The sequence below is a fragment of the Arthrobacter pullicola genome (assembly GCF_014836875.1).
Taxonomy (GTDB): Bacteria; Actinomycetota; Actinomycetes; order Actinomycetales; family Micrococcaceae; genus Arthrobacter_B; species Arthrobacter_B pullicola.
Genome location: NZ_JACSQC010000009.1, coordinates 26737 through 49377, shown reverse-complemented (window position 1 = coordinate 49377; position 22641 = coordinate 26737). Strand labels below are relative to the sequence as shown.

At 66.7% G+C, this 22641-nt stretch carries 26 protein-coding genes; 4 read left to right on the top strand and 22 right to left on the bottom strand.

Annotated elements, in window-relative coordinates:
• Positions 1–53: 53 nt before the first annotated feature.
• The 5 genes from dprA to H9638_RS15795 form a co-directional block, all read right to left on the bottom strand.
• Positions 54–1313, bottom strand: coding sequence for a DNA-processing protein DprA (dprA, locus tag H9638_RS15815; RefSeq protein WP_191749030.1), 1260 nt, complete (start codon positions 1311–1313; stop codon positions 54–56).
• On the bottom strand, positions 1310–2863 hold the full coding sequence (locus tag H9638_RS15810) for a YifB family Mg chelatase-like AAA ATPase (protein ID WP_191749028.1): 1554 nt from the start codon (positions 2861–2863) through the stop codon (positions 1310–1312). Before H9638_RS15810 ends, dprA begins: the two co-directional genes overlap by 4 nt.
• Positions 2863–3237 carry a YraN family protein gene (locus H9638_RS15805; RefSeq protein WP_191749026.1) on the bottom strand — a complete coding sequence of 125 codons (375 nt, stop codon included), beginning with the start codon at positions 3235–3237 and terminating at the stop codon, positions 2863–2865. The genes H9638_RS15810 and H9638_RS15805 overlap by 1 nt, the downstream gene beginning before the upstream one ends.
• Positions 3238–3458: 221 nt before the next feature.
• The gene (locus H9638_RS15800; RefSeq protein WP_191749024.1) at positions 3459–4814 is read right to left on the bottom strand and encodes an SLC13 family permease; all 1356 of its coding nucleotides are present in this window, start codon (positions 4812–4814) and stop codon (positions 3459–3461) included.
• Positions 4815–4871: 57 nt separating this feature from the next.
• The gene (locus tag H9638_RS15795; protein WP_191749023.1) at positions 4872–6242 is read right to left on the bottom strand and encodes a homoserine dehydrogenase; all 1371 of its coding nucleotides are present in this window, start codon (positions 6240–6242) and stop codon (positions 4872–4874) included.
• A 179-nt stretch (positions 6243–6421) separates the two neighbouring features.
• Between H9638_RS15795 and otnK the strand changes: the two genes are divergently transcribed.
• Genes otnK through H9638_RS15780 form a run of 3 tightly spaced genes read left to right on the top strand, consistent with a single transcriptional unit; the run spans position 6422 to position 9116 of the window.
• Complete coding sequence (gene otnK / locus H9638_RS17125; protein WP_191749021.1) at positions 6422–7651, top strand: 3-oxo-tetronate kinase; 1230 nt, start codon at positions 6422–6424, stop codon at positions 7649–7651.
• A complete protein-coding gene (locus H9638_RS15785; RefSeq protein WP_191749019.1) occupies positions 7648–8295 on the top strand; it encodes a class II aldolase/adducin family protein in 648 nt (215 codons plus the stop codon). Before otnK ends, H9638_RS15785 begins: the two co-directional genes overlap by 4 nt.
• Positions 8296–8309: 14 nt before the next feature.
• Positions 8310–9116 (top strand): DeoR/GlpR family DNA-binding transcription regulator, encoded by an 807-nt coding sequence (locus H9638_RS15780; protein ID WP_191749017.1) that lies wholly within the window; start codon positions 8310–8312, stop codon positions 9114–9116.
• 25 nt (positions 9117–9141) lie between these two features.
• Here the strand turns inward: H9638_RS15780 and H9638_RS15775 are convergent, their stop codons facing one another.
• Entirely contained in the window at positions 9142–9774 is a 633-nt protein-coding gene (locus H9638_RS15775) for a 2'-5' RNA ligase family protein (RefSeq protein ID WP_191749015.1), read from the bottom strand.
• Positions 9775–9825: 51 nt separating this feature from the next.
• Between H9638_RS15775 and H9638_RS15770 the strand changes: the two genes are divergently transcribed.
• Complete coding sequence (locus tag H9638_RS15770) at positions 9826–10458, top strand: GNAT family N-acetyltransferase (RefSeq protein ID WP_191749013.1); 633 nt, start codon at positions 9826–9828, stop codon at positions 10456–10458.
• On the opposite strand, the gene H9638_RS15765 is transcribed toward H9638_RS15770, so the two are convergent.
• The 16 genes from H9638_RS15765 to H9638_RS15690 form a co-directional block, all read right to left on the bottom strand.
• Positions 10436–10759, bottom strand: coding sequence for a DUF2469 domain-containing protein (locus H9638_RS15765; RefSeq protein ID WP_066303048.1), 324 nt, complete (start codon positions 10757–10759; stop codon positions 10436–10438). The two genes, H9638_RS15770 and H9638_RS15765, sit on opposite strands and share 23 nt — an antisense overlap.
• A 7-nt stretch (positions 10760–10766) precedes the next feature.
• The gene (locus H9638_RS15760; RefSeq protein ID WP_404799678.1) at positions 10767–11576 is read right to left on the bottom strand and encodes a ribonuclease HII; all 810 of its coding nucleotides are present in this window, start codon (positions 11574–11576) and stop codon (positions 10767–10769) included.
• Complete coding sequence (gene lepB, locus H9638_RS15755) at positions 11573–12358, bottom strand: signal peptidase I (protein ID WP_225217531.1); 786 nt, start codon at positions 12356–12358, stop codon at positions 11573–11575. Before lepB (H9638_RS15755) ends, H9638_RS15760 begins: the two co-directional genes overlap by 4 nt.
• Positions 12359–12369: 11 nt before the next feature.
• Entirely contained in the window at positions 12370–13020 is a 651-nt protein-coding gene (gene lepB / locus H9638_RS15750) for a signal peptidase I (RefSeq protein ID WP_318241911.1), read from the bottom strand.
• Positions 13021–13082: 62 nt separating this feature from the next.
• The gene (rplS, locus tag H9638_RS15745; RefSeq protein ID WP_066303052.1) at positions 13083–13442 is read right to left on the bottom strand and encodes a 50S ribosomal protein L19; all 360 of its coding nucleotides are present in this window, start codon (positions 13440–13442) and stop codon (positions 13083–13085) included.
• A gap of 253 nt (positions 13443–13695) precedes the next feature.
• Positions 13696–14496 (bottom strand): tRNA (guanosine(37)-N1)-methyltransferase TrmD, encoded by an 801-nt coding sequence (gene trmD, locus H9638_RS15740; protein ID WP_191749006.1) that lies wholly within the window; start codon positions 14494–14496, stop codon positions 13696–13698.
• Positions 14497–15039 carry a ribosome maturation factor RimM gene (rimM, locus tag H9638_RS15735; RefSeq protein ID WP_191749005.1) on the bottom strand — a complete coding sequence of 181 codons (543 nt, stop codon included), beginning with the start codon at positions 15037–15039 and terminating at the stop codon, positions 14497–14499.
• 119 nt (positions 15040–15158) lie between these two features.
• Positions 15159–15401, bottom strand: coding sequence for an RNA-binding protein (locus H9638_RS15730; RefSeq protein ID WP_066303058.1), 243 nt, complete (start codon positions 15399–15401; stop codon positions 15159–15161).
• A 1-nt stretch (position 15402) separates the two neighbouring features.
• Positions 15403–15810 (bottom strand): 30S ribosomal protein S16, encoded by a 408-nt coding sequence (gene rpsP / locus H9638_RS15725; RefSeq protein ID WP_191749004.1) that lies wholly within the window; start codon positions 15808–15810, stop codon positions 15403–15405.
• Between the two features lie 451 nt (positions 15811–16261).
• Positions 16262–17149 (bottom strand): VOC family protein, encoded by an 888-nt coding sequence (locus H9638_RS15720; RefSeq protein ID WP_191749003.1) that lies wholly within the window; start codon positions 17147–17149, stop codon positions 16262–16264.
• A 59-nt stretch (positions 17150–17208) separates the two neighbouring features.
• A complete protein-coding gene (locus H9638_RS15715; protein ID WP_191749002.1) occupies positions 17209–17385 on the bottom strand; it encodes a hypothetical protein in 177 nt (58 codons plus the stop codon).
• Between the two features lie 60 nt (positions 17386–17445).
• Positions 17446–18159 (bottom strand): alpha/beta hydrolase, encoded by a 714-nt coding sequence (locus H9638_RS15710; protein WP_191749001.1) that lies wholly within the window; start codon positions 18157–18159, stop codon positions 17446–17448.
• Positions 18160–18192: 33 nt separating this feature from the next.
• Entirely contained in the window at positions 18193–18741 is a 549-nt protein-coding gene (locus H9638_RS15705) for an NUDIX domain-containing protein (RefSeq protein WP_191748993.1), read from the bottom strand.
• A 103-nt stretch (positions 18742–18844) separates the two neighbouring features.
• The gene (gene ffh, locus H9638_RS15700) at positions 18845–20428 is read right to left on the bottom strand and encodes a signal recognition particle protein (protein WP_191748992.1); all 1584 of its coding nucleotides are present in this window, start codon (positions 20426–20428) and stop codon (positions 18845–18847) included.
• A gap of 226 nt (positions 20429–20654) precedes the next feature.
• Entirely contained in the window at positions 20655–20993 is a 339-nt protein-coding gene (locus H9638_RS15695) for a P-II family nitrogen regulator (RefSeq protein WP_066303074.1), read from the bottom strand.
• A complete protein-coding gene (locus H9638_RS15690) occupies positions 20990–22285 on the bottom strand; it encodes an ammonium transporter (RefSeq protein WP_191748991.1) in 1296 nt (431 codons plus the stop codon). The genes H9638_RS15695 and H9638_RS15690 overlap by 4 nt, the downstream gene beginning before the upstream one ends.
• Between the last annotated feature and the right edge of the window lie 356 nt (positions 22286–22641).

Genomic DNA, 22641 nt, shown 5'->3' with positions numbered 1-22641 from the left:
TTGGATGCCCGTCAGGTGGATCTGTTCCTGTCACGCGTTTCTCTCCGCCCGGCTTACCGGCCGGGGCCGCTTCGCCTTGCCCGCTGCCATGCGCCGGTGTTTGAGCGGCGGGCAAGGCCTTCGAGTTCAAGGCGCGCCAGACCGGCCCGCACTGCCGGCAGACCCAGGCCCGCGACCATGGCCAGCTTCTCCACCGGGGATCCGGTACGCAGCGGCAGGGCATCCAGCAGCAGGATGTCTTCGACTGCCAGGCCGTCGTGGTCCGCCCGTTTGTCAGGCCTGTTCTCGATCGGACCGGCGCCCGGCCCGGCTGGTTCCGCGGACGGGAGACCAAGAGGATCGGAGAGCTCCACTACCTCGGCGGCGTCTGTCACGCAGACCGCACTGCCGTCGCGTAGCAGCCGATGGCAGCCGGCGGAATTGGCGGAGTACACCGGTCCCGGAACAGCACCAACACCGCGCCCCAGCCCGGCCGCGTGATGGGCAGTATTGAGTGCACCTGAACGCCAGCGTGCTTCCACCACGATGGTGGCGGCGCTGAGGGCGGCGATGAGCCGGTTGCGCTGCAGGAACCTCCAGCGCGTGGGCGCCGACCCGGGCGGAACTTCGCTGAGGATGAGGCCCCGGTCCACCACAGCGCGGAGCAGGTCCTCGTTGCCCGCAGGGTAGAAGCGGTCGATCCCGCCGGCCAGCACGGCGAGGGTCGGAATCTGAGCAGGCTCTCCTGGCTCCGGCTCCCTGCCGGACACGGCGAGCGCCGACCGGTGCGCCTGCGCATCAATGCCGTAGGCGCCTCCGGAGATGACCGTCCGGCCGCGCTGCACCAGACCGGCGGCAAGGTCCCCGGTCACGGAGAGTCCGTAGGCAGTGGCATCCCGGGAGCCAACCACCGCGACGCACTGAGCCGCAGGCGGGATGGCGGTGCCTCCCCTGGTCCAGAGGCAGAACGGCGTCCCCAGCCCCAGCTCATCCAGCGCCCCGGGCCAGCGGTGGTCCTCCGGCACCAGCAACGTTCCGCCGAACCGGGAGACCGTGGCCAGGTCGCGCTCCGGGGCGAGGCCAGCGGCGCGTGGGCGCCAGCGGCCGAGCGCCTCGTTCAATGTTTGTTCCGATCCACGGATGCCGTTCTCCTCCAGAAGGGCGCTGAGGCCACGGCGGTCCGCGGCACCGGGCATTTGCCGGCCGGACGCGATCCGTGCAGCGGCTTCAGGACCCACGGCCATAACGAGCGCCTGGCCAACGGTGTCAGAAGGTTCAATGAGGCGGGACAGGGCAGCCCGTGCCAGCAGGATCCCGGGAACAGCCGCGTTCATGCGGCCACCGCCTGCTGCCGGAAGCCCAGGGCCTGACCGATGTCATCGGCGTCGGGCCCGTTATGTCCCGCCAGATCGGCAATGGACCAGGCCACCCGCAGCACCCGGTCATATCCGCGGGCAGTGAGGGACTGCCGGTCCATGGCGCGGTCAAGGGCCTTGGTGGCGTTCCCCGGCGGCTTGAGCGCACCGCGCAGTACCTGCCCCGGGACCTCCGCGTTGGTCTCACAGCCCCACGGGCTGAGCCGTTCCCGCTGGCGTTGCCGCGCGTGGACCACCCTCCGGGCAACATCCGCCGTTTTCTCCGCTTCGCCCGCCGCAGCGAACTCCGGCAGCGAAACGCGGCGGATCTCAAGCTGCAGGTCCACCCGGTCCAGCAGCGGTCCGGAGAGCCGGCCGAAGTAGCGCCGCCGCTGCTGTGCGCTGCACGTACAGTTGATGCCCTTTCCGCTGGCCAGTCCGCAGGGACAGGGGTTGGCAGCCAGGACCAGCTGGAAGCGGGCAGGGTACACAGCCGTCCCGGCGGCACGGTGCAGTATCAGCGTGCCGCTCTCCAGCGGTTGGCGCAGGGCATCCAGTACCCGTGCCTCGTATTCGGGTGCTTCGTCCAGGAAGAGGACTCCGCGGTGGGCGCGGGAGGCGGCTCCGGGGCGCGGGATCCCTGCCCCTCCTCCGATCACGGCCGCCGCGGTGGCGGTATGGTGCGGACTCTCGAACGGCGGCCGGCGGATCAGTCCGGTGCAGGGACCTCCCCGGACGTCGAGTGAATGAATGGCCGTGACCTCCATCGCCGCGGTGTCTTCCAAATCCGGCAGCAGGCCGGGCAGCCGTTCGGCCAGCATCGTCTTTCCCGCTCCGGGCGGACCCGTCATCAGCAGGTGGTGTGCACCGGCTGCAGCGACCTCCAGCGCGAACCGGGCCCCGGACTGGCCGGCGATGTCTGCGAGGTCCGGGACGCCGTGCTGCGGCTGGGCGGGCCCCTCATCCGTCCGCTCGCCGGGCTTGGCCGCGGGAGTTTCGGCAGGAAAAACGAGCTGTTCAGGGTCGGCCCCGAACCGCTGGGCAACAGCGGCCAGGGATGTGAACCGGGCTACCCGGGCAGACGGAACCAGTGAAGCTTCAGCGCCGTTGGCTTCTGCCACCACGATGTCTTGGAAGCCGGCGTCAACGGCTGCCATGACGGAGGGCAGGATGCCGCGCAGCGGACGCAGCCTCCCGTCCAGTCCCAGCTCGGCAAGGAACACTGTCCTGTCTGTGCCCCGCACATCGCCCGCTGCCGCCAACGCCGCCATAACGATCGCCAGGTCGAAGCCGGAGCCGCGCTTGTGGACATCAGCGGGCATGAGGTTCACCGTGATCTTGCGCCGGCTCAGCGGAAGCCCGGAGTTTTTTGCTGCCGATTTCACCCGGTCCCGTGACTCGTTCAGGGACGCGTCGGGAAGGCCCAGCAGAATGAAGGCGGGAAGGTTCTGGCCGATGTCAGCCTCCACCTCGACAATTCTTCCTTCCAGGCCCGTCAGTCCCACCGCGTAGGTGCGTCCGAGCCCCATCAGCCGATCCCTTTCAGGTGTTCGATGACGGGGTCCGGGTTGGCTGCCGGGCCGGCGGGACCCGGGAGCAGCACGGAGACGGCATCGACGCGCCAGTCCTTGGGGGCGGCCGGGTGCGCCCGGGCCCAGGCGGCAGCCAGCACATACAGCCGGGCCAGCTTTGCGGAGCTGACCGCCTCGAACGGATGCCCATAGTTCAGCGACGACCGGGTTTTGACCTCCACCACCACCAGGACGGCTCCGTCCCTGACGACGAGGTCTATTTCGCCCTGCGGGCAACGCCAGTTCCGCTCGACGATGTCATATCCGGCAGCGGCCAGGTGGTCCGCAGCAAGGTCTTCACCGGTCCGGCCTAAAACGTCTTTGGCTTTCATGCCCCCAGCTTGGCTCCGGGAAGCGCAGCGGCCGGCGGCATCGCGTCCTACTGTGGGCAGCTTGCCCCGCTGGCAGGGGTGTGCAGGATTAGTCAGGATGGGTGCTGCCCGGGGCGGGGCCTGGGACGGGGCCCGGAGCGAAAACAAAGGCGGGCGCTGCGTAAAGCAGCGCCCGCCCTTTGCGGTCTACCGGACCAGGGATCGGTCCGGGGAATCTAGGCCTAGGCCCAGAGGAACGGAACCACGAGGACCCCGAGGGTAATGACCGGTCCAATGATCACCATCGACAGACCCCAGATGGTGAGGTGCTTGTTCACCGTGGAGCGGTGTTCTTCCACGGTCGAGGCAACAATCGTGGCGCCGGTTGTGCCAAAGGGTGCGCAGTCCACCAGGGACGCCGAGATTGCCAGCGCGTAGATGAAACCTGTCATCTCCAGTCCGCCGCCGGGAACCAGGAGCGGAACCGCGAGCGGGATCAGCGCACCGATGATGCCGATGGTCGATGCGAAGGCAGAGACCAGTGCCGCGATGACGCAGATGACGAATGCTGCGAGGAGCGGCTGGCTCACCGAGCGGGCTGCTTCGCCGAGCTGGTCAATGGCGCCGAGGCGGGTCAGGACCGCCACGTAGGTGATGATGCCGCCGAGCAGCAGAGTGGTGCTCCAGTCGATGCGTGCGATTGCCTTGCGTCCCACGCCCGGATCCACCAGGGAGAGGATGACGGCGATGGTCAGCGCCACCACGCCCAGGTTCACGTCGACGTCGAGCTGGGTCAGGGTGAAGAACCCGCCCACGAGCACGAAGATGGAGATGATGACGAGCAGCTGCATGGGTTCCAGCTTCGGACGCGCCGGAGCCTGAACCTGGGCTTCGGTGCGGGACAGTGTCAGGGTGCCGCCGCTGGCGCTGCGGGTGCCGCCGGAGGACGGGCCTTCACCGGTGGAGCCGCTGCGGCCGGCCGAGCCGGCCCGGGTGCGGGCAATCAGTTCACGCCCGCCGAACATAAAGAAGGCAATCAGGACGACGAGTGCGTTGACCCCGATGGAGAGGCCGAACATCAGCGCCGCGTTATAGGGAACGTTGGCTTCGGAGGCAACCGTCTGCACGGTGATGCCGACGATGCTGGTGGGTGCCAGCGCGCCGCCGACAATCGCCGAACTCATGGCGATGCCCATCATGGTGGAGTTGATCCTGTGGCTGTGTGCCAGCGTCATCGCAATGGGGACGACGGCGAATGCAGCGTGGGAGGTGCCCATGCAGGCAACCGCCGTTGCAATGGCCCAAAGGCCCCAGGGAAGCAGTGCAACCCTGTCGCCGATGAGGTCCAGGGAACGGTCAACAAGCCACTTAATCGTGCCCGTTTCGTGCGCCAGCCCGAAGAGATAGGTGATGCCCACCAGGATGATCAGGGCATCCACGGGGAAACCGCCAAGGACGTCCTTCAGGCTTTCGCCGACGACGCCGATGCCGATAATGAAAGCGGCCACGAGAGCCAGTGCACCCATGTGCACGTTGCGGACAGAGGAGATGGTGAAAACTGCCGCGAGCCCAATGAGGGCAATAATCTCGGGGCTCATGCCGCGCGCTCAAAGGAGACGAGCCCGGGGGCGGGGGAAGTAAAGAACGTCATTGATTTACTCCGATCGGGTGGTTCGTCCGCGGGAGGCTCCCGCGAGGTACAGGGTGAGGGCTCCGGCGTCCACGCCTTCCACATCGGCAAAGCCGATCAGGCTGCCCTTGGCAACCGGCCGGATCAGGCGGGCGCCGTCGAGCAGGTAGAACGGGGAGGCCGCGGGGTCGGAAGCGATCATCACGGGTGCAACTGAGTCAATTTCGTGGTGATGTCCCGCTACGGCCAGGTCAGTCCCGGCCGGCAGGTCGCGCAGGGCACGGCCCGCGAGGATCATGCCCGGCACCGCCGGCGGAGCCTCCACCAGTTCGACGGCGGCATGCACCGTGAGCGGGGTCTCCACGCCCATGTAGTGGTACGGCCAGTAAATGCAGGCGTACCTGCCGTCGCGGCTGACGACGTGGCCCTTGCCGCGCAGGATTTCCCAGGTGACAGGATCGCCGGTGCGGACGATGGCGAAGACGCCGCCGGCGAAGCTCGCCTCACCCGGCAGCCGGAGGGCGGAGAAAACGTCCACCACGCCGTCGCCCGCCAGGATGCCGCCGTCTTCGCGTGCGGCGTAGATGTCGGCAAGTTCATTGATCCGGGCCACGGGGTAATGCATGGCCTCGACGTCGGCCATCATGCCGGTGCGCATGGCGACAACCGTCATTTCGCACGAGTCAGCTGCTGCTGCGCGCTTGAGCGGGCTGACTGCTTCGGCCCGCTGGTCCAGGGTGTCGGTAATACTGCTGCCAAGTTCCAGCAGCCCGGTCAGCTGCGGGGCATCGATGCTTTCGCCCGCCTGGCTCACCCGGCCGGTTGCGGGGTCGAACGCGAGGTCGTATTCCCCCGCCTTGCCGATGGCCACGATGTCCAGCCCGACGGCGCTGACCCAGTCGACCAGGCGCAGCAGGTTGGCCGGCTGGTCGCCGTCGCCCGGGAGATAGCTGAGCCCCTTGTCCGCCGCACGGGCGCTGAGTTCGACGCCGACAACGGTGTCCACCTCTTTGCTGACCATCACCACATGGGTGTTGTTCTCCAGTGCTGCCTCGGCATAGGCGGCGCCGGCCCCGACCCGGCCGCAGGCCTCGACCAGGACGTCGATGCCGGCCCAGTCGAGGGCGTCCAGGGAACCGACCAGGGCGATGCGGCCGCTGGCAGTAATTTCCGCGGTCTGTGCCGGGCCGCTGGATGCGGCGGCACGGGAGGAGGGGATACCCAGTTCTTCGAGCATGGCCAGCACGCCGGCGGTATCCGGATCCACCAGGACGGCGGGCAGGATTTCGGGGGTGCAGGCAAGCTGGGCAAGGAACGTGCGCCCGTAACCGCCGTTGGCCCCGGTGAGGGCTACGCGGATGGGAGCTCGTCGTCGAGCGCGGTGAGGGAGAATCACGGTGGCGTCCAAATCTTCGTGAGCACCGCTCGACCTTCGAACGTGCCGGGAATCACTGTGACACAGATTTCTAATTTCGTACAACAAATTACCAATACTTAACAACCGTTCACAGTGCGGTGTTACAGTCGAGTCCGATAACCGCCGCCTCACCGGCTGGTTCGGAAAGGATCACAGAAGTGCTTGGAATCATCGCTGACGACTTCACTGGCGCCACGGATATAGCCACCATGCTTCGCCGCTCGGGCCACCGGGTAGCCGTCGTCATCGAGGACGGGACGCCCGCCGCCGGGGACCTGGCAGGCCTTGACGCCGTCGTTATTGCCCTCAAGAGCCGGTCCGAGACCAAGGAGGCCGCCGTAGCCGCGTCGCTGGACGCTCTCCGCCGCCTCCGCAGCTGGGGTGCAGCCCGTTTCTACGTGAAGTACTGCTCCACCTTTGATTCCACCGCCCAGGGAAACATCGGGCCGGTGCTCGACGCCGTCGCGGATGAACTTGGCGCGCAGAGGTGCGTTGTGGTGCCTTCCCTTCCGGCCAACGGACGCACCGTCTACAACGGGCACCTCTTTGTGAACGGTGTGCTCCTTGAGAACTCCTCCATGCGGCACCACCCTTTGACTCCCATGACCCGCTCCCGCCTGACCGAACTGCTGGGTCCGCAGACCACGCACGGTGTCAGCGAAGTGTTCCGCCCGGTTGTCCGGCAAGGGCCCGCGGAGCTGCGTGCAGCCATCGATGCAGCCGAGGGCCGCTACGTGGTGGTGGACGCCATCGATGATGAGGATCTTGGCATCATTGCCGCGGCGGTTTCGGAGCATGTGCTGGTCTCCGGCGGTTCCGGACTGGCGCTTGGCCTGACCGGCCCCGGCGGGAGCGGCGCCGCTTGGGCGCCGCCGCAGCGCGGGCGGGGAGGCGTCCTGTGCGGGAGCGTCTCCACCACCACCCTGGCCCAGGTTGCACACGCCGCACGCACCCAGCCGGTGCGGCAGATCGACATCCGCGCCGCCATTGCCGACCCCGGGGCGGTGGCCGCCGAACTGGCTGCCTGGTTCCTGGCGCAGGCACCCGATTCCACGCCCGTAGTCTGCGCGGCCCGCAGCCGTGAAGACGTCCACACCCTGGTCGACGGCGTGGAGAGCGCGCCCGTCATCGAACATGTGCTGACTCAGATTGCCGTTCACCTCACTGCAGACCCAGCCGTTTCCGCGCTCATCGTCGCAGGCGGCGAAACCAGTGGTGCCGTGGTGCGCGGACTGGGCATCCAGTCCCTGCAGATCGGCCCCGAGCTCGCGCCTGGCGTGTGCTGGTCCACGGCGGATGCCGGCGGACGCCCGTTTGCCCTGGCGCTCAAGAGCGGCAACTTCGGCGAGCATGACCTTTTTGTTTCAGCCTGGGAGCACCTGGCATGAGCATCCAGAACCAGCTCATCACTGCCGGACGCCGGCTCGTCGACATGGGCCTGAGCCCGGGAGCCACCGGCAACCTCAGTCTGCGGGACGGAGACAGCTTCCTCATCACCGGCACCGGTGCCTCCCTGGGGCACCTGACCGAGGCCGACCTTGCCCGGGTCTCGCTCACCGGCGTCCACCTCGGCGGAGCCCCCGCTTCAAAGGAAACGCCGCTGCACGCAGGTTTCTACCGGCGCGGCGAAGAACACCAGGCGATCGTCCACCTGCACTCTCCGCAGGCGGTCGCCCTGTCCTGCCGGACCACCTGGTCTGAAGACAATGCCGTTCCGCCGCTCACTCCGTACTTCGTGATGCGGGTCGGGCAGACTCCCCTGTTGCCCTACCGGCATCCCGGCGACGCCGGACTCGGCGAAGACATCCGGAGCGCGCGGGGCCCTTTCCGTGCAGCCCTGCTGGCCAACCACGGATCCGTGGTGTCCGGAAAGGACCTGGACGACGCCGTCGAACGGGCCGCTGAGCTGGAGGAAGCCTGCCGGATCGCCCTCCTGACGGAGAACTCCCCGCGCCGCGAACTCACGCCGGTCCAGATCCGCGAGCTCGCTGAGCGGTGGAACAGTCCCTGGACGCATTCTCCGGTAGATTGAACCGGGAGGCACCAATGGCAAAGTCGATATCCCTGATCCCGGAGCAGCGCAGGCAGCAGATTCTCCAGCACCTGCGCGCCCAAAGAGTGCTCAGCTACCGGGAAATCACCGAATTGCTCGGCGTCAGCCACATGACAGCCCGCCGCGACGTCGCGGCTCTCGCCGAAGCGGGAGACGTCGAAGTCACGCAGGGCGGCGTCCTGGCACCCACCAGGCTCCTGGAGGAACCGGCCCGTTCCGTGAAGGAAGCGGCCGATCTGCCGGCCAAGGCGGCGATTGCCCGCCATGCTGCGGAGCTGGTGTCAGATTCCATGACCGTCTACCTGGACGCAGGCACCACGGTCCAGGCCATGTGCCCCTACCTGCAGGACCGCCGGAACCTCACCGTCGTCTCCAATGACCTGGCCACCGCCGCAGCATTCCTCGAGTTTCCGGGCGTCGAACTCATCTGCGTAGGCGGGCGGGTGGACCGGGACAACAAGTCGATGATCGGCCGCCTTGCCACCCTGACGCTGGCCGAGCTGTCCCTGGACATCGCGTTTCTGTCCTCCAGTTCCTGGGATGTGCAGCACGGAATCACGACGCCGGTGGAGGCCAAGGTGGATCCGAAACGCGCCGCCATGGCATCCGCCGAGAAGACGGTGCTGCTGGCGGACAGCAGCAAGTTTGGGCGCTACGCGAAGTACCGGGTGCTGGCCCTGGAGGAACTTGACCTCATCATCAGCGACTCGGGGCTCAGCGAAAGCGCTGCACGCCAGATCCAGGAGCGCGGCGTCGAGGTTGTCCGGGAAACCCTCCTGCCCGCCTCCGCCCTCCGCTAGGTCCCCGCACCAGGGCCAGACCCGGTCAGCTGCGGTACAGGACCGGCGTCGCCCGCAGCCGGACAGGCTGCAGATCGAGCACCGGCGGCGGACCGTTGAAGCCGCGGAACCCATGCAGGAGGCTGACATGCGGGTGCAGCCGCGCCGCAAAGCCCAGGGCAGGGTCCTGCGCTGCATAGCCGGCCGGGTCCGGCACCCCGCAGGCCGCCAGGAACTCCAGCAGCAGCGAATACAGCGCAGCGTGGACCATTTCGAGCCGGGCCGTGGCGGCATACTCCACGGCCAGCGTGGAACCGTCCCGCCCGAAGCCCGCCAGCCCGCGGGGCTCAAGGACAAATGCGTCTTCCGGCAGGGCAGCAGCGGTCGCGTGCAGGTACCTGGCCAGTGCCCGGCCATAGTCTTCCGCCGCGACGCCGGTGGCCACAGTGAGCCGGGCAAACGCGTCGTCGGCCTTCCCGAAATGGATCAGGGTCAGGTGCAGCCGGTCCCCGGACACCCGCCGGGTCCCCGGTGCCCGTTCCCGGGCGGCCGCCTGGAGCTGGAGCAGTTCCGCCAGCCCGGCGGCGTCGGGCTTCAACTGCGCATAGATGCGCACCCCGGAGAACGCGTCAGGAATTGCCGGAGCGCCGGAATCTGGATCAGGCAGCGAAGGAGCCACGAACGCAGTCTATGATGCCGCGGGCGCCCGCCGGCGCGGTACCTTGGAAAAATGGTGCTGGAGATCCCACGGCTGCAGGATGAATCGCTTCTGCTGCGGCCCCATGTGGAGGCGGACGCCGACGCCGTGCTGCAGCGGTCCCGGGATCCCCTGACCGTCGAATGGACCACGGTGCCGCTGGACTACAGCCGTGAGATGGCGCTGAACTACGTCAGGGCCGTCGGGGTCCCGCAGCAGGACAAGATCGCCTGGGCCCTGGAGCAGGACGGCAGGTACGCGGGCAGTATCGATCTGCGCTGGCAGGGGGCGGGGACCGGGGGTCTGGGGTTCGTGACGGCACCGGAGTTCCGCGGCCAGGGGCTGATGAGCCGGGCGGTGCGGCTGGCGGTAACCTACGCCTTCGATTCCCTCGGGTGGGAGCGGGTCAACTGGACGTCGAACGTTGGGAACATCGGCAGCTATAAACCCGTCTGGCGCAGCGGCTTTCCACTGCCGGTGACCGTCCCCCGGATGCTCGCCCACCGCGGGGAGATGGTGGATGCGTGGTTCTCCGAACTGGAAGCGGCCGCTCCCCGGGTTCCCAGGATCCTGTGGACTGACTGCCTCCGGCTGCTGCCGGTGGTCCCGCAGGGCGCGCCGCCTGACACGGCGCCCGGATCCCCTAGTTCAGGTCGTCCGGCTTAGGCAGGGTGAGGTCATCGTTACGGGTGAGTTCCTCGACGTTGACGTCCTTGAAGGTGATGACCCGCACGCTTTTGACGAACCGTGCCGAGCGGTACACATCCCAGACCCAGGCGTCCTGCAGCGTGAGGTCGAAGTAGATTTCCCCGTCGGCCGAGCGGGCCTGCAGGTCCACGTGATTCGCCAGGTAGAAGCGCCGTTCGGTTTCGACGACGTAGCTGAACAGTCCCACGACGTCGCGGTATTCGCGGTAGAGCTGCAGCTCCATATCCGTCTCGTAGTTCTCAAGATCCTCTGCGCTCATGGCACCATCATCCCCCAAGCGGGCCCGCAGCGGGCCCTTCGTCATCGGATCGCGCCGAGCCCAGCCGCCAGGAGAGGCGGTGCAGCGGCGAGGGACCGAGCAGGTCGATTGCCGCCCGGTGCGCCTCGGTGGCGTAACCCTTATTGATCTCCCAGCCGTACTGCGGATGCAGTGCAGCGTATTCGGTCATCAGTGCGTCGCGTTCCACCTTGGCTAAGACGGAGGCCGCTGCGACGCTGAGGCAGGTCATGTCCGCTTTGATCCGGGTGTGGACGGGTGCGGTGCAGGCCGCTTCGTCCACCTCCTCGACGTCGTCGAACAGGCTGGCCTGGACGGCCGGTGAGAGCCAGTTGTGATTGCCGTCCAGGAGCACGACGTCGGGTGTCAAGGTCCCGCGGACCTGTGTCCAGGCGCGGGTCCCGGCCAGGCGCAGCGCTCCCATGAGTCCCAGCAGGTCGATTTCCGCGGCGCTGGCGTGGCCTACACCCCAGGCCGGGCACCATTTCTTGATCAGCGGCGCCATGGCTTCACGGTCCGCGGCGGAGAGCAGCTTGCTGTCCTTCACGCCCTTGAGTGAGCGGACGGAGTCCAGCTGGACCGCCACCAGCCCCACGCTGACGGGCCCGGCCAGCGCGCCGCGGCCCACCTCGTCGCATCCGGCCAGGACCCGGTGTCCCAGGGCGGCGAAGGTGCGTTCAAAGCGCAGGGTCGGCGCCGTCGTCCCCGTGGTCTTTCGCCGTGCCGTACGCGTGGCTGGAGCAGCGGCCGCCGTGGCGCCTGCCGGAGCACGCCGTGCCGCCTGGGGCTCAGCGGTCACGGTGCAACCGTGGCGCCGGCGGGGTCCGGCACGTTCTCGAAGACTTCGGGATAGCTTCCAATGAAGCCTGCCCGGCTCAGCGGCCAGGCAATAACCGACGCCTTGCCCTCAATATCGGAGATGTCGATGAATCCGCCGTTTGGACCATTCTGGTGCTCGCGGGAGTCCGCCGAAGCGTTGCGGTGGTCTCCCATCACCCAGACCTTTCCGTCCGGAACCACTACATCGAACGGGGTCTCCGAGGGCAGTGCTCCCGGGTACAGGTAGGGCTCGTCGATGGCCTGGCCGTTGATCGTGATCTTGCCGTCGGCGTCGCAGCACACCACATGGTCCCCGGGCATACCGATGACCCGCTTGACCAGGTGTTGTTCGGACTCGTCCGGAAGCAGGCCAACGAAGGTGAGGGCGTCCTGGATGAAGTTCCCGCCGCCGTTTTCCGTCGGCGGCAGCCAGGCCTGGGTGTCCTTGAAGACAATGACGTCGCCGCGCTCCAGGTCAAAGGGTTCCGGGACCAGCAGGTTCACGAAGATCCTGTCGTCAATCTCCAGGGTTTCCTCCATCGACCCGGAAGGTATGAAGAACGCCCGGAAGAGGAAGGTCTTGATCAGGAAGGACAGCAGCAGAGCGATGACAATGATCGTTGCTACCTCGCGCAGCCAGGCGCCGAAGCCCCGGTTTTTGCCGTCCTTGCCGTTCTGCCCGGCAGCATGGGCGGCGTGGGAGCGCGGTTCGCCGGAGGCTGCGTTCCCGTCCTGGGGATCGTCCGGGAAGTCCTGCGCCATGTGCTGTCCTCTTATTCCGCTGAATTCCATACAGAATCCAACTCTAGCCGTTGAATCTCTGTGCTTCTTTCGAATGGCCATAGGATTTGCTGGGCGCGGCCGATCACCCGGTCCTCCGGGATGAGGCCGCCGCCGGGGGCGCCAAGCAGCGCCCGGGAGTCAGCTGACTCCGACCGGTGGTCCCCCATCAGCCAGAGCCGCCCCTCCGGGACCACGACGTCGAACGCCTGCTCGCTCGGGGCGTCCTGCGGGTAGAGGTACGGTTCGTCCACCGGCTGGCCGTTCACCGTGATCCGCGGATCTCCGGCGGTGCAGCAGGCGATCCGGTCTCCGGCGACGCCGATAACCCGCTTGACGTAGACCGTGTCGCTGCCGGTGAGCCCCAGCCACTGCCCGGCCTGTTTCACGGCCTGCGTCAGGACAGGATCGGAACTGTGCAGCGGGGCCAGGGAGCCGCGTCCGTCGAAAACGACGACGTCGCCGCGCTGGATTTCGCCCGTGCGGTACTCGGTACGGGAGACCAGGACCCGGTCCCCCGGTTCCAGCAGCGGTTCCATGGAGCCCGAGGGAATGTAGTAGACGTCGACGACGAACGCGCGGACCAGACCGCCCAGCACGACGGCGGCGGCGACGGCGCAGAGCACGAAACGCCAGCCCGCAATGGACCGGCGTTTCGTGTGCTTCCGGGGCGTGGCCCCATCTGCGGATGTGTCAGACAAGAAAATTACTTGGCGGGACGGAAGTCGCGCTTTTCCTTGATCTTGGCAGCCTTGCCGCGCAGGTCGCGCATGTAGTACAGCTTGGCACGGCGGACGTCACCACGGGTGACAATCTCGACCTTGTCGAGGACCGGGGAGTGCACCGGGAAGGTACGCTCCACGCCAACACCGAAGCTGACCTTGCGGACCGTGAAGGTCTCGCGGAGGCCGTCGCCCTGGCGCTTCATGACGAAGCCCTGGAAGACCTGAACACGGGTGTTCTTGCCTTCGACGATGTTTACGTGAACCTTGACCGTGTCACCGGCGCGGAACTCGGGGATGTCTGAACGCAGCGAAGCTGCATCAACAGAATCTAGGATGTGCATTGTTTATCACTCCTGGTGAACGCCACAGGTCATCCACTTTGGTCACGGCGGCAAGGATGCGCCCGTAAGCGCACAAATACCGCCGAAGCTAAAGAAACCGGCTGTCCGGGAATCGGTGCGCCGGTGTGTCTCGCTGTTAGTCTCGCTCCCCCTGTGGCAGGTGCGGACCCAGATGACACAACTATCCATTCTGCCACACCCCTGAGCAGCCAACCAACCGGCAGCTGCGCCGGGGGTCCGGGAACCCCTGTGATTACCGGGGCAGCACGGCCTCCGCCGTGACCGTCCAGCCCAGTGCCTCCAGTGCGGCGCGGTCGGCTTTGTCCAGCGTGGACGGGTTGAGCTTCGCAATCAGGTCCGGCCTGCGTTCGGCGGTACGCCGAAGCTGCTCATCGCGCCGGAACCGGGCGATCTTCGCGTGGTTACCGCTGAGCAGGACTTCCGGGATGGGCCGGTCCCGCCACAGCGAGGGCTTGGTGTACACGGGGTACTCGAGCAGGCCGTCGGAGTGCGATTCCTCCACCAGGGACTCCGGATTGCCGACGACGCCGGGCACCAGGCGGCCAATGGCCTCCACCATGGCCAGCACTGCCACCTCTCCCCCGTTCAGCACGTAGTCGCCCAGGCTCATGGGCCGGACATCGAAATTCTCGCCCGCCCATTCCAGGACCCGTTCGTCGATGCCTTCGTACCGGCCGCAGGCGAAGACCAGCTGCTGCTTCTCCGCCAGTTCATAGGCGGTGGCCTGGGCGAACACTTCCCCCGCCGGTGAGGGAACAATGAGCGTGGGGCGTTCTCCGGCTCCGGACTCCCCCTCGGCTGTCCCGCCGCTGAGCGCGGTGGACAGCGCCTCGGCCCAGGGTTCGGGCTTCATCACCATGCCGGCGCCGCCGCCATAGGGTGTGTCGTCCACTGTGCGGTGCCGGTCGGTGGTGAACGCGCGCAGGTCCTGGACCCGCACGTCCAGGATCCCGTCCTGCCGTGCCTTGCCGATCAGGGACAGGTCCAGTGCGGCGAGGTACTCCGGAAAAATCGAGAAGACGTCAATACGCACTTAGCGCCCTGCCCCGCCCTTGTCTGCCTCGGGCAGGTTCAGCTCAAACAGGCCAGCCGGCGGCGTCAGCAGCACAAAACCGTCTTCGGTGTTCACCTCGGGAACAATGGCTTCCACGAACGGAACCAGGACTTCCCGGCCCGCAGTGTCCTCGATGACCAGCAGGTCCTGAACCGTGAGGGTGCGCAGCGCGGTGACGGTGCCGACGACGTCGTTACCCACCTTCACTTTCAGGCCCACCAGTTCGTGCTCATACCAGCCTTCGCCGTCGTCGTCCGCGTCAGCTTCATCGGTGTCGATGAACAGCTTGACCCCGCGCAGCTCCTCAGCGCCGTTGCGGTCTTCGACTTCCTCGAAGCCGAGCAGCAGGATGTCCTTGTTCCAGCGCGCACTGATCACTGTCAGCGGGCCCTTGGCAGCCGGTTCGACGGTGAGGACGGCACCTGGAACAAAGCGGTCCTCAGGTGCATCGGTCAGGACCTGGACGGTCACTTCACCCCGAATACCGTGGGGCTTGCCGATTCGTGCGACCTGCAACTGCATGGATTCTCCTTGGATCGAAAAGCTCGGCCGATTGGGCCGGAGCCGAAAAAACATCCGGCCCCTTCACCATTATCTGGTGCCGGGGCCGGATGCTAAGAACTGCTTGAATTGCTGGTGCGTCAGCGGCGGCGGTCTGTGTCGACGACGTCGACACGAACCTGGTCGCTGCCGGCCAGGGCGGACATCACCGTGCGCAGAGCGCGGGCGGTACGGCCCTGGCGGCCGATGACCCGGCCGAGATCTTCCTGGTGAACACGAACCTCGAGGGTTTCCCCCCGGCGGTTGTTCTTGGCGGAAACCTTGACGTCCTCAGGGGAGTCAACGATTCCACGGACGAGGTGCTCCAGCGCTTCAGCCAGCAATCTACTCAGCCTCAGCCTCAGTGGAAGCGGCTGCAGCCTCTTCCTTCTTGGCCTTCGGGGTGATTGCCTCGGGGACGATCACAGACTTCTTCTCGGGAGCCACGAAGGCTTCCTTCGGAGCCTTGGTACGCAGGGTACCTTCCTGGCCATCGATGTTCTTGTACTTCTGCCAGTCACCGGTGATCTTCAGCAGAGCTGCGACCTGCTCGGTCGGCTGGGCGCCGACGCCGAGCCAGTACTGGGCACGGTCGGACTTGATGTCGATGTACGACGGTTCCTCGGTCGGACGGTAAATTCCGATTTCCTCGATGGCACGGCCATCGCGCTTGGCACGGGAATCCATGACAACAACGCGGTAGTGTGCGGAGAACTTCTTACCAAGGCGCTTAAGGCGAATCTTTACGGCCACTTTTGTGGTCACTCCTGATCTGAAATGGGGCGAACCCGTACTTCTGCTCCCGTGGGGCGGGCCATAACGTTGGGGTTCAAAAGGACAAGATACTGCACGGAGAGAGGGGCCGCGCAGATCGAGTACCTGTCCATTGTGCCAGACGGGACCATCTTTCGCGACTCGCGGCGCTCCGCGGACCTGGCTGGTCTGTTGAGGCAGGGTTCTCGGCGCTTGTGCGATAGTCCTGCCGGATTGGGACACCCCTGCCGGATCGGGACACCAGACGGCGCCGATCCCCTCCCATCCGGGACATCCCTGCCATATTGGGACTTTCCTGCGCGGCGCCGTGGCAGGAAAGTCCCTTGGCGGCAGGAATGTCCCAAAACATGCAGAACCTCACTGCGCGACACTGCCGTCGGCGGCAGAACAAGCACCACGCGGAGGTCCGCCCGGACAGAACAGGGCGGATTTAGGCTGCCGCGACGCGGAGGCGGTTGCGCCAGGGATCCTCGAAGCGCAGTTCAGCACCGGTGTGATGGCTGGCGACCCCGGCGAAGGCCAGCCTCTCGGCGAGGGCCCCGACCGCATCCTGATCCGGAACGCTGATGAGCACCTCCCCCAGTCCGAGGGTGTCCCGGCGGGGGCCGGCGCCGCGGCTGTTCCAGACATTCATGGCCATGTGGTGGTGGTAGCCGCCGGCTGAGACAAAAAGTGCCTGCCCATGGAAATCGGCGGTCCGCTCGAATCCGAGCGTGTCCACATAGAACGCGGCGGCGGTGGCGGTATCCCCTACCTGCAGGTGCACATGGCCAACCCCGGCACCGGCATCAGACACGCCGTCGAGCGCGGTCTGGGACAGATGCTTGCGGAAATAGTCCTGGGGCGGCAGCGCCAGTGACGCCATCCGGACCGTCCTGCCGTTCACATCCTGGTCCCAGTCCCAGTTTTCCCGCGGACGGTCCCAGTAGAGCTCAATCCCGTTCCCCTCGGGATCGGTAAAGTAGAAGGCCTCGCTGACCAGGTGATCGGCACTGCCAACAAAGGCTGCCGGATCATACTGCGCAGCCAGGGCCACGGTGGCCGCGAGGTCTGCCTGGGTTTCAAAGAGGATTGCGGTATGGAACAGGCCCGCTTCCCCGCGCGCTGCGACCTGCAGTCCCCCGGCGGGCGCCAGATGGACCACCGGAACATTTCCGCGCCCGAGGAACAGTCCGCCGTCGGCCTCTGCCACCACTTCCAGGCCCAGGGCGCTCTGATAGTAGGCGGACAACTTGGGCAGGTCCCCCACCTTGAGCATGACCGTCCCCATGGAGAGGTCAGCAGGCAGCAGGTCCGCGGAATTTACTTGAAGGTTCATGCAAACCATATTACTTGAAGCTTCGAGTAATCCCAAGAGACCCCCGGAAGAAACCGGAACTAAACCGGTCCGAAGCGGATGGACATGGCGACGCGTCGTCCCGCGTCGTCCAGCCCGCACTCCGCTTCGCGACGGCGGAGCGCGGCCGGTTTGCCGTGCGGCTCAATGACCTCGAATCCGCAGCTGCGGTAAAAGGGTGCGTTGAACGGAACATCCAGGAACGTGCAAAGGGTCATTCCCGGGTAGCCGGGGAAGCCGGACCAGGTCCGCGGGGGTTGCGGTCCGAATGGAAGGCATCAGCCGGCCGCTGCCGCTGTGGCTGGCTGACTGCCGGCAAGGAACCCGCGGATCGCTTCCTGCCCCGCGTCCGTGTCCTGGGGGCGGTGGTTACCGCCGATGACCCGGTGGTCGGCACCCGTCGAGGCCAGGAAACCTGCCACTTCTTCGTACAGCGGCTCCCATCCACCGGTCAGGACCAGGGTGGGGACGCCCGGGACAATCTCCAGCGGCGCCTCCCACGGCGGTGACTGCATCCGCTGCCGGGCGGCGGCGTAAGGGTCTCCGCCGGGAGGAGCAGCCGCCTCCGCGGAGAACACCAGGCGGCGGTACTCGGCGGCGTACTCCTCATCGCTCAGGTACGGGGCATTATTGAAGAGCGCCTGCAGATGCTGACGGTGGGCCGAGGTGGCCGGCAGGTCACGGGTCAGGGAAAAAACTGCAGGTTCGCACAGGGTCAGGGACCAGACGCGCTCCGGGGCCAGCACCGCCGCCATCATGGCCGAAACAGCGCCTTCGGCATGCGCAACGACGTGGCCGCCGGCACCGAGCGCCGCCAGCACGGCGGCGGCATCGGCACGGTGATCGGTAGGAGCCGGCGGCAGATCCGGGCGGTAGCCATGCCTGCGCAGGAACAGGGCGTCGTACCTGCCTGCCAGGGAATGCTGCCGGGGCCACGCGGCGGCGCCAACGCGGCCGGCACCGTGCACAAAAACAATGCGTTGCTGAGCCATCCAAACAGCGTATCGCCGCAGAGCCAAGGCGGTTTACCCCAGCAGGTGTGACACTTCCGGCAGACGCGGCATCAGTGCCGGAGCACCGGCAGGGCGGGGAAGGTCCTCGGTGGTGTCCTGTCCGTCCACCAGCTCCGCCACCCCCTGCAGTTCCAAGGCGCGCAGGCCTGCTGCCAGGCGGGCTGCCTCCGGTGCGTCGAGCAGCCGTGCGCAATCCTCTGCGGGAAGGAATCTGGCCTGGAGCGAACCGCCTGCGGCACGGAACTCGCTGGTGGCAGCCGCCACCGAACCGCCGTCGTAGACAAAGGACAAGGCACCGCCGTCCTGGGCGGGCACCACAGAACAGTCCAACACAAGCATCCTGCCGGCCTGGACCCGGTCCCCCAGCACCGCCGAGGCTTCCCGGGCGGCTGCCGAGCGCGGGTCTTCCCCGGTTTTGACCACTCCACCGGGCAGCGCCCACGGGCCGTTGCCGGCACGCACGATCAGGATTCCGCCGGAGCCGTCCCGGAGCAGCAGCGCGGTGTCCACCCGGCGCCGGAAGACACTGCCATAGAACCGTGTCAGTCCTTGTCCTGCCAAAGCCTGCCCTCCGCACCGCCGGTGGTTACTGCGTGAATCCGCAGAAGCCTATCCTGTGCGCCGGAGCAAATGCCGGCGCACAGCCAAAGCCGTTACCGGGAGCTTACTTGCCGAGGAACTTCTCGAAGCCCTTCGGCAGGTTCAGCGAGGAGGGATCGAAGTCGCCGCCCTGCGCGCCGAAAGCGGAGCCGGTGGGCAGGGACTTGCGGGCACCGGCGCGCCGTGCCTCCGCTTCGGCCAGCTCCTGGGCGGCCTTGGCCGGGTTGCCGGAGCGGGCCTTCTTCTTGCCCTTGGCAGCCTGCTGCTTCTTGCGTCCGCCGCTGAAACCACCCGGGCCGGCCATGCCCGGCATTCCGGGGATGCCGCCGCCGGCAGCCATTTTCTTCATCATCTTCTGGGCCTGGGCAAAGCGTTCCAGGAGTCCGTTGACCTCGGAGACATGGACACCGGAGCCGCGGGCGATCCTGGCGCGGCGCGAGCCGTTAATGATCTTCGGGGCAACGCGCTCGTGCGGGGTCATGGAGCGGACGATTGCTTCGACGCGGTCGATTTCGCGTTCGTCGAAGTTCTCCAGCTGCTCACGCATGCCGGCTGCGCCGGGCATCATCATGAGCATCTTCTTCATGGAGCCCATGTTGCGCAGCTGCTGCATCTGCGCCAGGAAATCGTCGAGGGTGAAATCCTCCTGGTCGGCGAACTTCTTCGCCATGCGGGCGGCTTCGTCCTTGTCCCAGGACTTCTCCGCCTGCTCAATGAGCGTCAGGATGTCGCCCATGTCCAGGATGCGGCTGGCCATGCGGTCCGGGTGGAAGACCTCGAAGTCCTTCAGGCCTTCACCGGTGGACGCGAACATCACGGGCTTGCCGGTGATCGAGGCCACGGAAAGGGCGGCACCGCCGCGGGCATCGCCGTCGAGCTTTGTCAGGACGACGCCGGTGAAGTTGACGCCTTCGTTGAACGCCTGTGCGGTGGCGACCGCATCCTGTCCGATCATCGCGTCGATGACGAAGAGGACTTCATCCGGAGTAATCGCGGCACGGATGTCAGCTGCCTGCTGCATCAGTTCCGCGTCGACGCCCAGGCGTCCGGCGGTGTCCACAATAACGATGTCGTGCAGCTTGGTCCGGGCTTCCTCCACGCCCTGGCGGGCGACGGCGACCGGATCACCTGTTGCTGCCTCAAACTCGGAGCTGACACCGGGGTGGGGTGCGTAGACCGGAACACCGGCGCGTTCGCCGTTGACCTGCAGCTGCTTCACGGCGTTGGGACGCTGGAGGTCGGCGGCGACCAGCAGCGGGCTGTGGCCCTGGTCCTTGAGGTAGCGCGAAAGCTTGCCGGCCAGCGTCGTCTTACCGGCGCCCTGGAGGCCCGCGAGCATGATGACAGTCGGGGGGTTCTTCGCGAAGGTGAGGCGGCGGGTCTGTCCGCCCAGGATGCCAACGAGTTCCTCGTTGACGATCTTGACGACCTGCTGGCCCGGGTTCAGGGCCTGGGACACCTCGGAGCCGAGGGCACGTTCCTTGACCGAAGCGGTGAAACTGCGGACCACGGGGACGGCGACGTCGGCGTCCAGGAGCGCACGCCGGATTTCCCGCACTGTGGCATCAACGTCGGCCTCGCTCAGCCTCCCCTTGCCACGCAGGTTCTTGAACGTGGAAGTCAACCGGTCAGACAGTGAATTGAACACGCGCTGCGCACTTCTTTCATCGGGTAGTTCGCCATGTTTGCCAGGCCCAGCTGTTAAGGGTACCAAGCGCCGGTGGGTATTCGCCGCCGGGTTCCTATCTGCCTGCGGCCGGCAGGGAGGTTGCGGCACACCGCAGCCGTTCATGGTCTTTTGCAGCCAAACGAAGGAACCGCCCGGCTGGATGGCAGCCGGGCGGTTCCTTTCTCAGATGCCCTGGGTGTGGAAGCTAGAGTGCTGAGTCGCCCCGTTCACCGGTGCGGACGCGCAGCGCCTCTTCGACGTTGGTGACCCACACCTTGCCGTCGCCGGCGCGGCCGGTGTTGGCGGTGGAAACCAGCACATCAACGATGTCATTGACCCATTCGTTGGCGGCCAGGACTTCAACGCGGATCTTGGGCAGCAGGTCCACTGTGTACTCCGCGCCGCGGTAGACCTCGGTGTGGCCCCGCTGCCGGCCGTAGCCGTTGGCCTGGCTGACCGTCAGCCCCTGGACGCCGTAGCTCTCCAGTGCGCCGCGGATTGAGTCGAACTTCTCCGGCCGGACGATTGCGGTGACGAGTTTCATGAGTTGACGCTCTCCTTGGTGGCTGCGGACGCGGTTTCGGCGACCGGGCGGAAGGTCCCGCCCACGCCGACTCCGCCGAGTTCGTAGGCGGTCTCAGCATGCTCGCTGAGGTCGACGCCGTTGAGTTCCTCTTCCTCGGAAACCCGGAAGCCGATGGTCTTGTGGATTGCGAGACCGATGATGAGGGTCATCACGGCCGAGAAGATGATGGCCACCACGGTCGCCACGATCTGGGCGCCGAGCTGGGCGAATCCGCCGCCGTAGAACAGGCCGCCGCCAACGCCGTCGACCGGCAGGGCGATGAAGCCCAGGGCCACGGTGCCGATCAGGCCCGCAACCAGGTGGACACCCACAACATCCAGGGAATCGTCATAGCCGAGCTTGTACTTCAGCCCGACCGCGAGCGCAGCCACGACACCGGCTACCAGTCCGAGACCGAGTGCACCTGCCGGGCTGACGCTGGCGCAGGCCGGGGTGATCGCCACCAGGCCGGCGACGATCCCCGATGCTGCGCCCAGCGAGGTGGGGCGGCCGTCGCGAATGCGTTCGGTAATCAGCCAGCCGACCATGGCGGCTGCGGGTGCTGCGAGGGTGTTGACCCAGATCAGGCCGGCCTCCTCCGCGGTGCCGGCGGCACCGCCGTTGAAGCCGAACCAGCCGAACCAGAGCAGTGCCGCACCGAGCATCACGAACGGAATGTTGTGCGGACGGTGGCTGGGGTCGGTTCCGAAGCCGCGGCGCTTGCCGATGATCAGGGCCAGGACCAGGGCTGCGACACCGGCGTTGATGTGCACGACCGTTCCGCCGGCAAAGTCGATGGCCTCCCCGACCACCGAGCCGATGGCACCCTCGGCTCCGAGCAGTCCGCCGCCCCAGACCATAAAGGCCAGCGGGCAGTAGACCAGGGTGACCCAGACCGGGACAAAGACGGCCCAGGCGCTGAACTTCGCACGGTCTGCAATGGCGCCGCTGATCAGGGCCACGGTGATGATGGCGAACGTAGCCCCGAAGCCGGCGCTGATCATGTCCTCGGTGCCGATCAGGTCCTCAAGGCCGAAGGATGCAAAGGGACTGCCGAACAGGCCCGCGATCCCCTCGCCGCCCGTCATGGAGAACCCCCACAGAACCCAGACCACGCCGACCAGCCCGATCGACACAAAGCTCATCATCATCATGTTCAGTGCCGCTTTGGCGCGGGTCATACCGCCGTAAAAGAATGCCACTCCGGGGGTCATGAGCAGCACCAGGGCCGCCGACACCATCACCCAGACGTGACCTGCTGACAGATCCATCTCCACGTCCTTCCACGATCCACGGGCATCTCCCGCGTAAAGAACTCTGCCGGGGCGAAGTTTCGGCATTCGGCCGGATCCATTGCCGGCAGATTACAAAGCCCTCCGCTGGGTAAAACCGCGGTGACGGGGAGATTTCGTGCAGGTTACCCGGTGGGAACCGGCCGGGGGTGCTGCGTCGCAGCGTGCGAGCCGGCCACGGCTAGGATGTTCCCTGAGTCTCACTACCCCGGAGGAATATCCCCCATGCCTGACAACCCGCCCTTGCCCGGACGGACTTCGATACCTGGGCCTGCCAACCAGGACCCGCCCAGCCGCCGGCACCAAAGGCCACCCCGCCCAGGCCGGGGGAAATG

Bases quoted from the DNA above. Each gene is read 5' to 3' on its own strand.
- dprA (WP_191749030.1), bottom strand. From the start codon at position 1,313: ATGAACGCGGCTGTTCCCGGGATCCTGCTGGCACGGGCTGCCCTGTCC.
- H9638_RS15810 (WP_191749028.1), bottom strand. From the start codon at position 2,863: ATGGGGCTCGGACGCACCTACGCGGTGGGACTGACGGGCCTGGAAGGA.
- H9638_RS15805 (WP_191749026.1), bottom strand. From the start codon at position 3,237: ATGAAAGCCAAAGACGTTTTAGGCCGGACCGGTGAAGACCTTGCTGCG.
- H9638_RS15800 (WP_191749024.1), bottom strand. From the start codon at position 4,814: ATGAGCCCCGAGATTATTGCCCTCATTGGGCTCGCGGCAGTTTTCACC.
- H9638_RS15785 (WP_191749019.1), top strand. From the start codon at position 7,648: ATGAGCATCCAGAACCAGCTCATCACTGCCGGACGCCGGCTCGTCGAC.
- H9638_RS15780 (WP_191749017.1), top strand. From the start codon at position 8,310: ATGGCAAAGTCGATATCCCTGATCCCGGAGCAGCGCAGGCAGCAGATT.
- H9638_RS15770 (WP_191749013.1), top strand. From the start codon at position 9,826: ATGGTGCTGGAGATCCCACGGCTGCAGGATGAATCGCTTCTGCTGCGG.
- H9638_RS15765 (WP_066303048.1), bottom strand. From the start codon at position 10,759: ATGAGCGCAGAGGATCTTGAGAACTACGAGACGGATATGGAGCTGCAG.
- lepB (WP_225217531.1), bottom strand. From the start codon at position 12,358: ATGGCGCAGGACTTCCCGGACGATCCCCAGGACGGGAACGCAGCCTCC.
- rplS (WP_066303052.1), bottom strand. From the start codon at position 13,442: ATGCACATCCTAGATTCTGTTGATGCAGCTTCGCTGCGTTCAGACATC.
- rimM (WP_191749005.1), bottom strand. From the start codon at position 15,039: ATGCAGTTGCAGGTCGCACGAATCGGCAAGCCCCACGGTATTCGGGGT.
- H9638_RS15720 (WP_191749003.1), bottom strand. From the start codon at position 17,149: ATGAACCTTCAAGTAAATTCCGCGGACCTGCTGCCTGCTGACCTCTCC.
- H9638_RS15715 (WP_191749002.1), bottom strand. From the start codon at position 17,385: ATGACCCTTTGCACGTTCCTGGATGTTCCGTTCAACGCACCCTTTTAC.
- H9638_RS15710 (WP_191749001.1), bottom strand. From the start codon at position 18,159: ATGGCTCAGCAACGCATTGTTTTTGTGCACGGTGCCGGCCGCGTTGGC.
- H9638_RS15695 (WP_066303074.1), bottom strand. From the start codon at position 20,993: ATGAAACTCGTCACCGCAATCGTCCGGCCGGAGAAGTTCGACTCAATC.
- H9638_RS15690 (WP_191748991.1), bottom strand. From the start codon at position 22,285: ATGGATCTGTCAGCAGGTCACGTCTGGGTGATGGTGTCGGCGGCCCTG.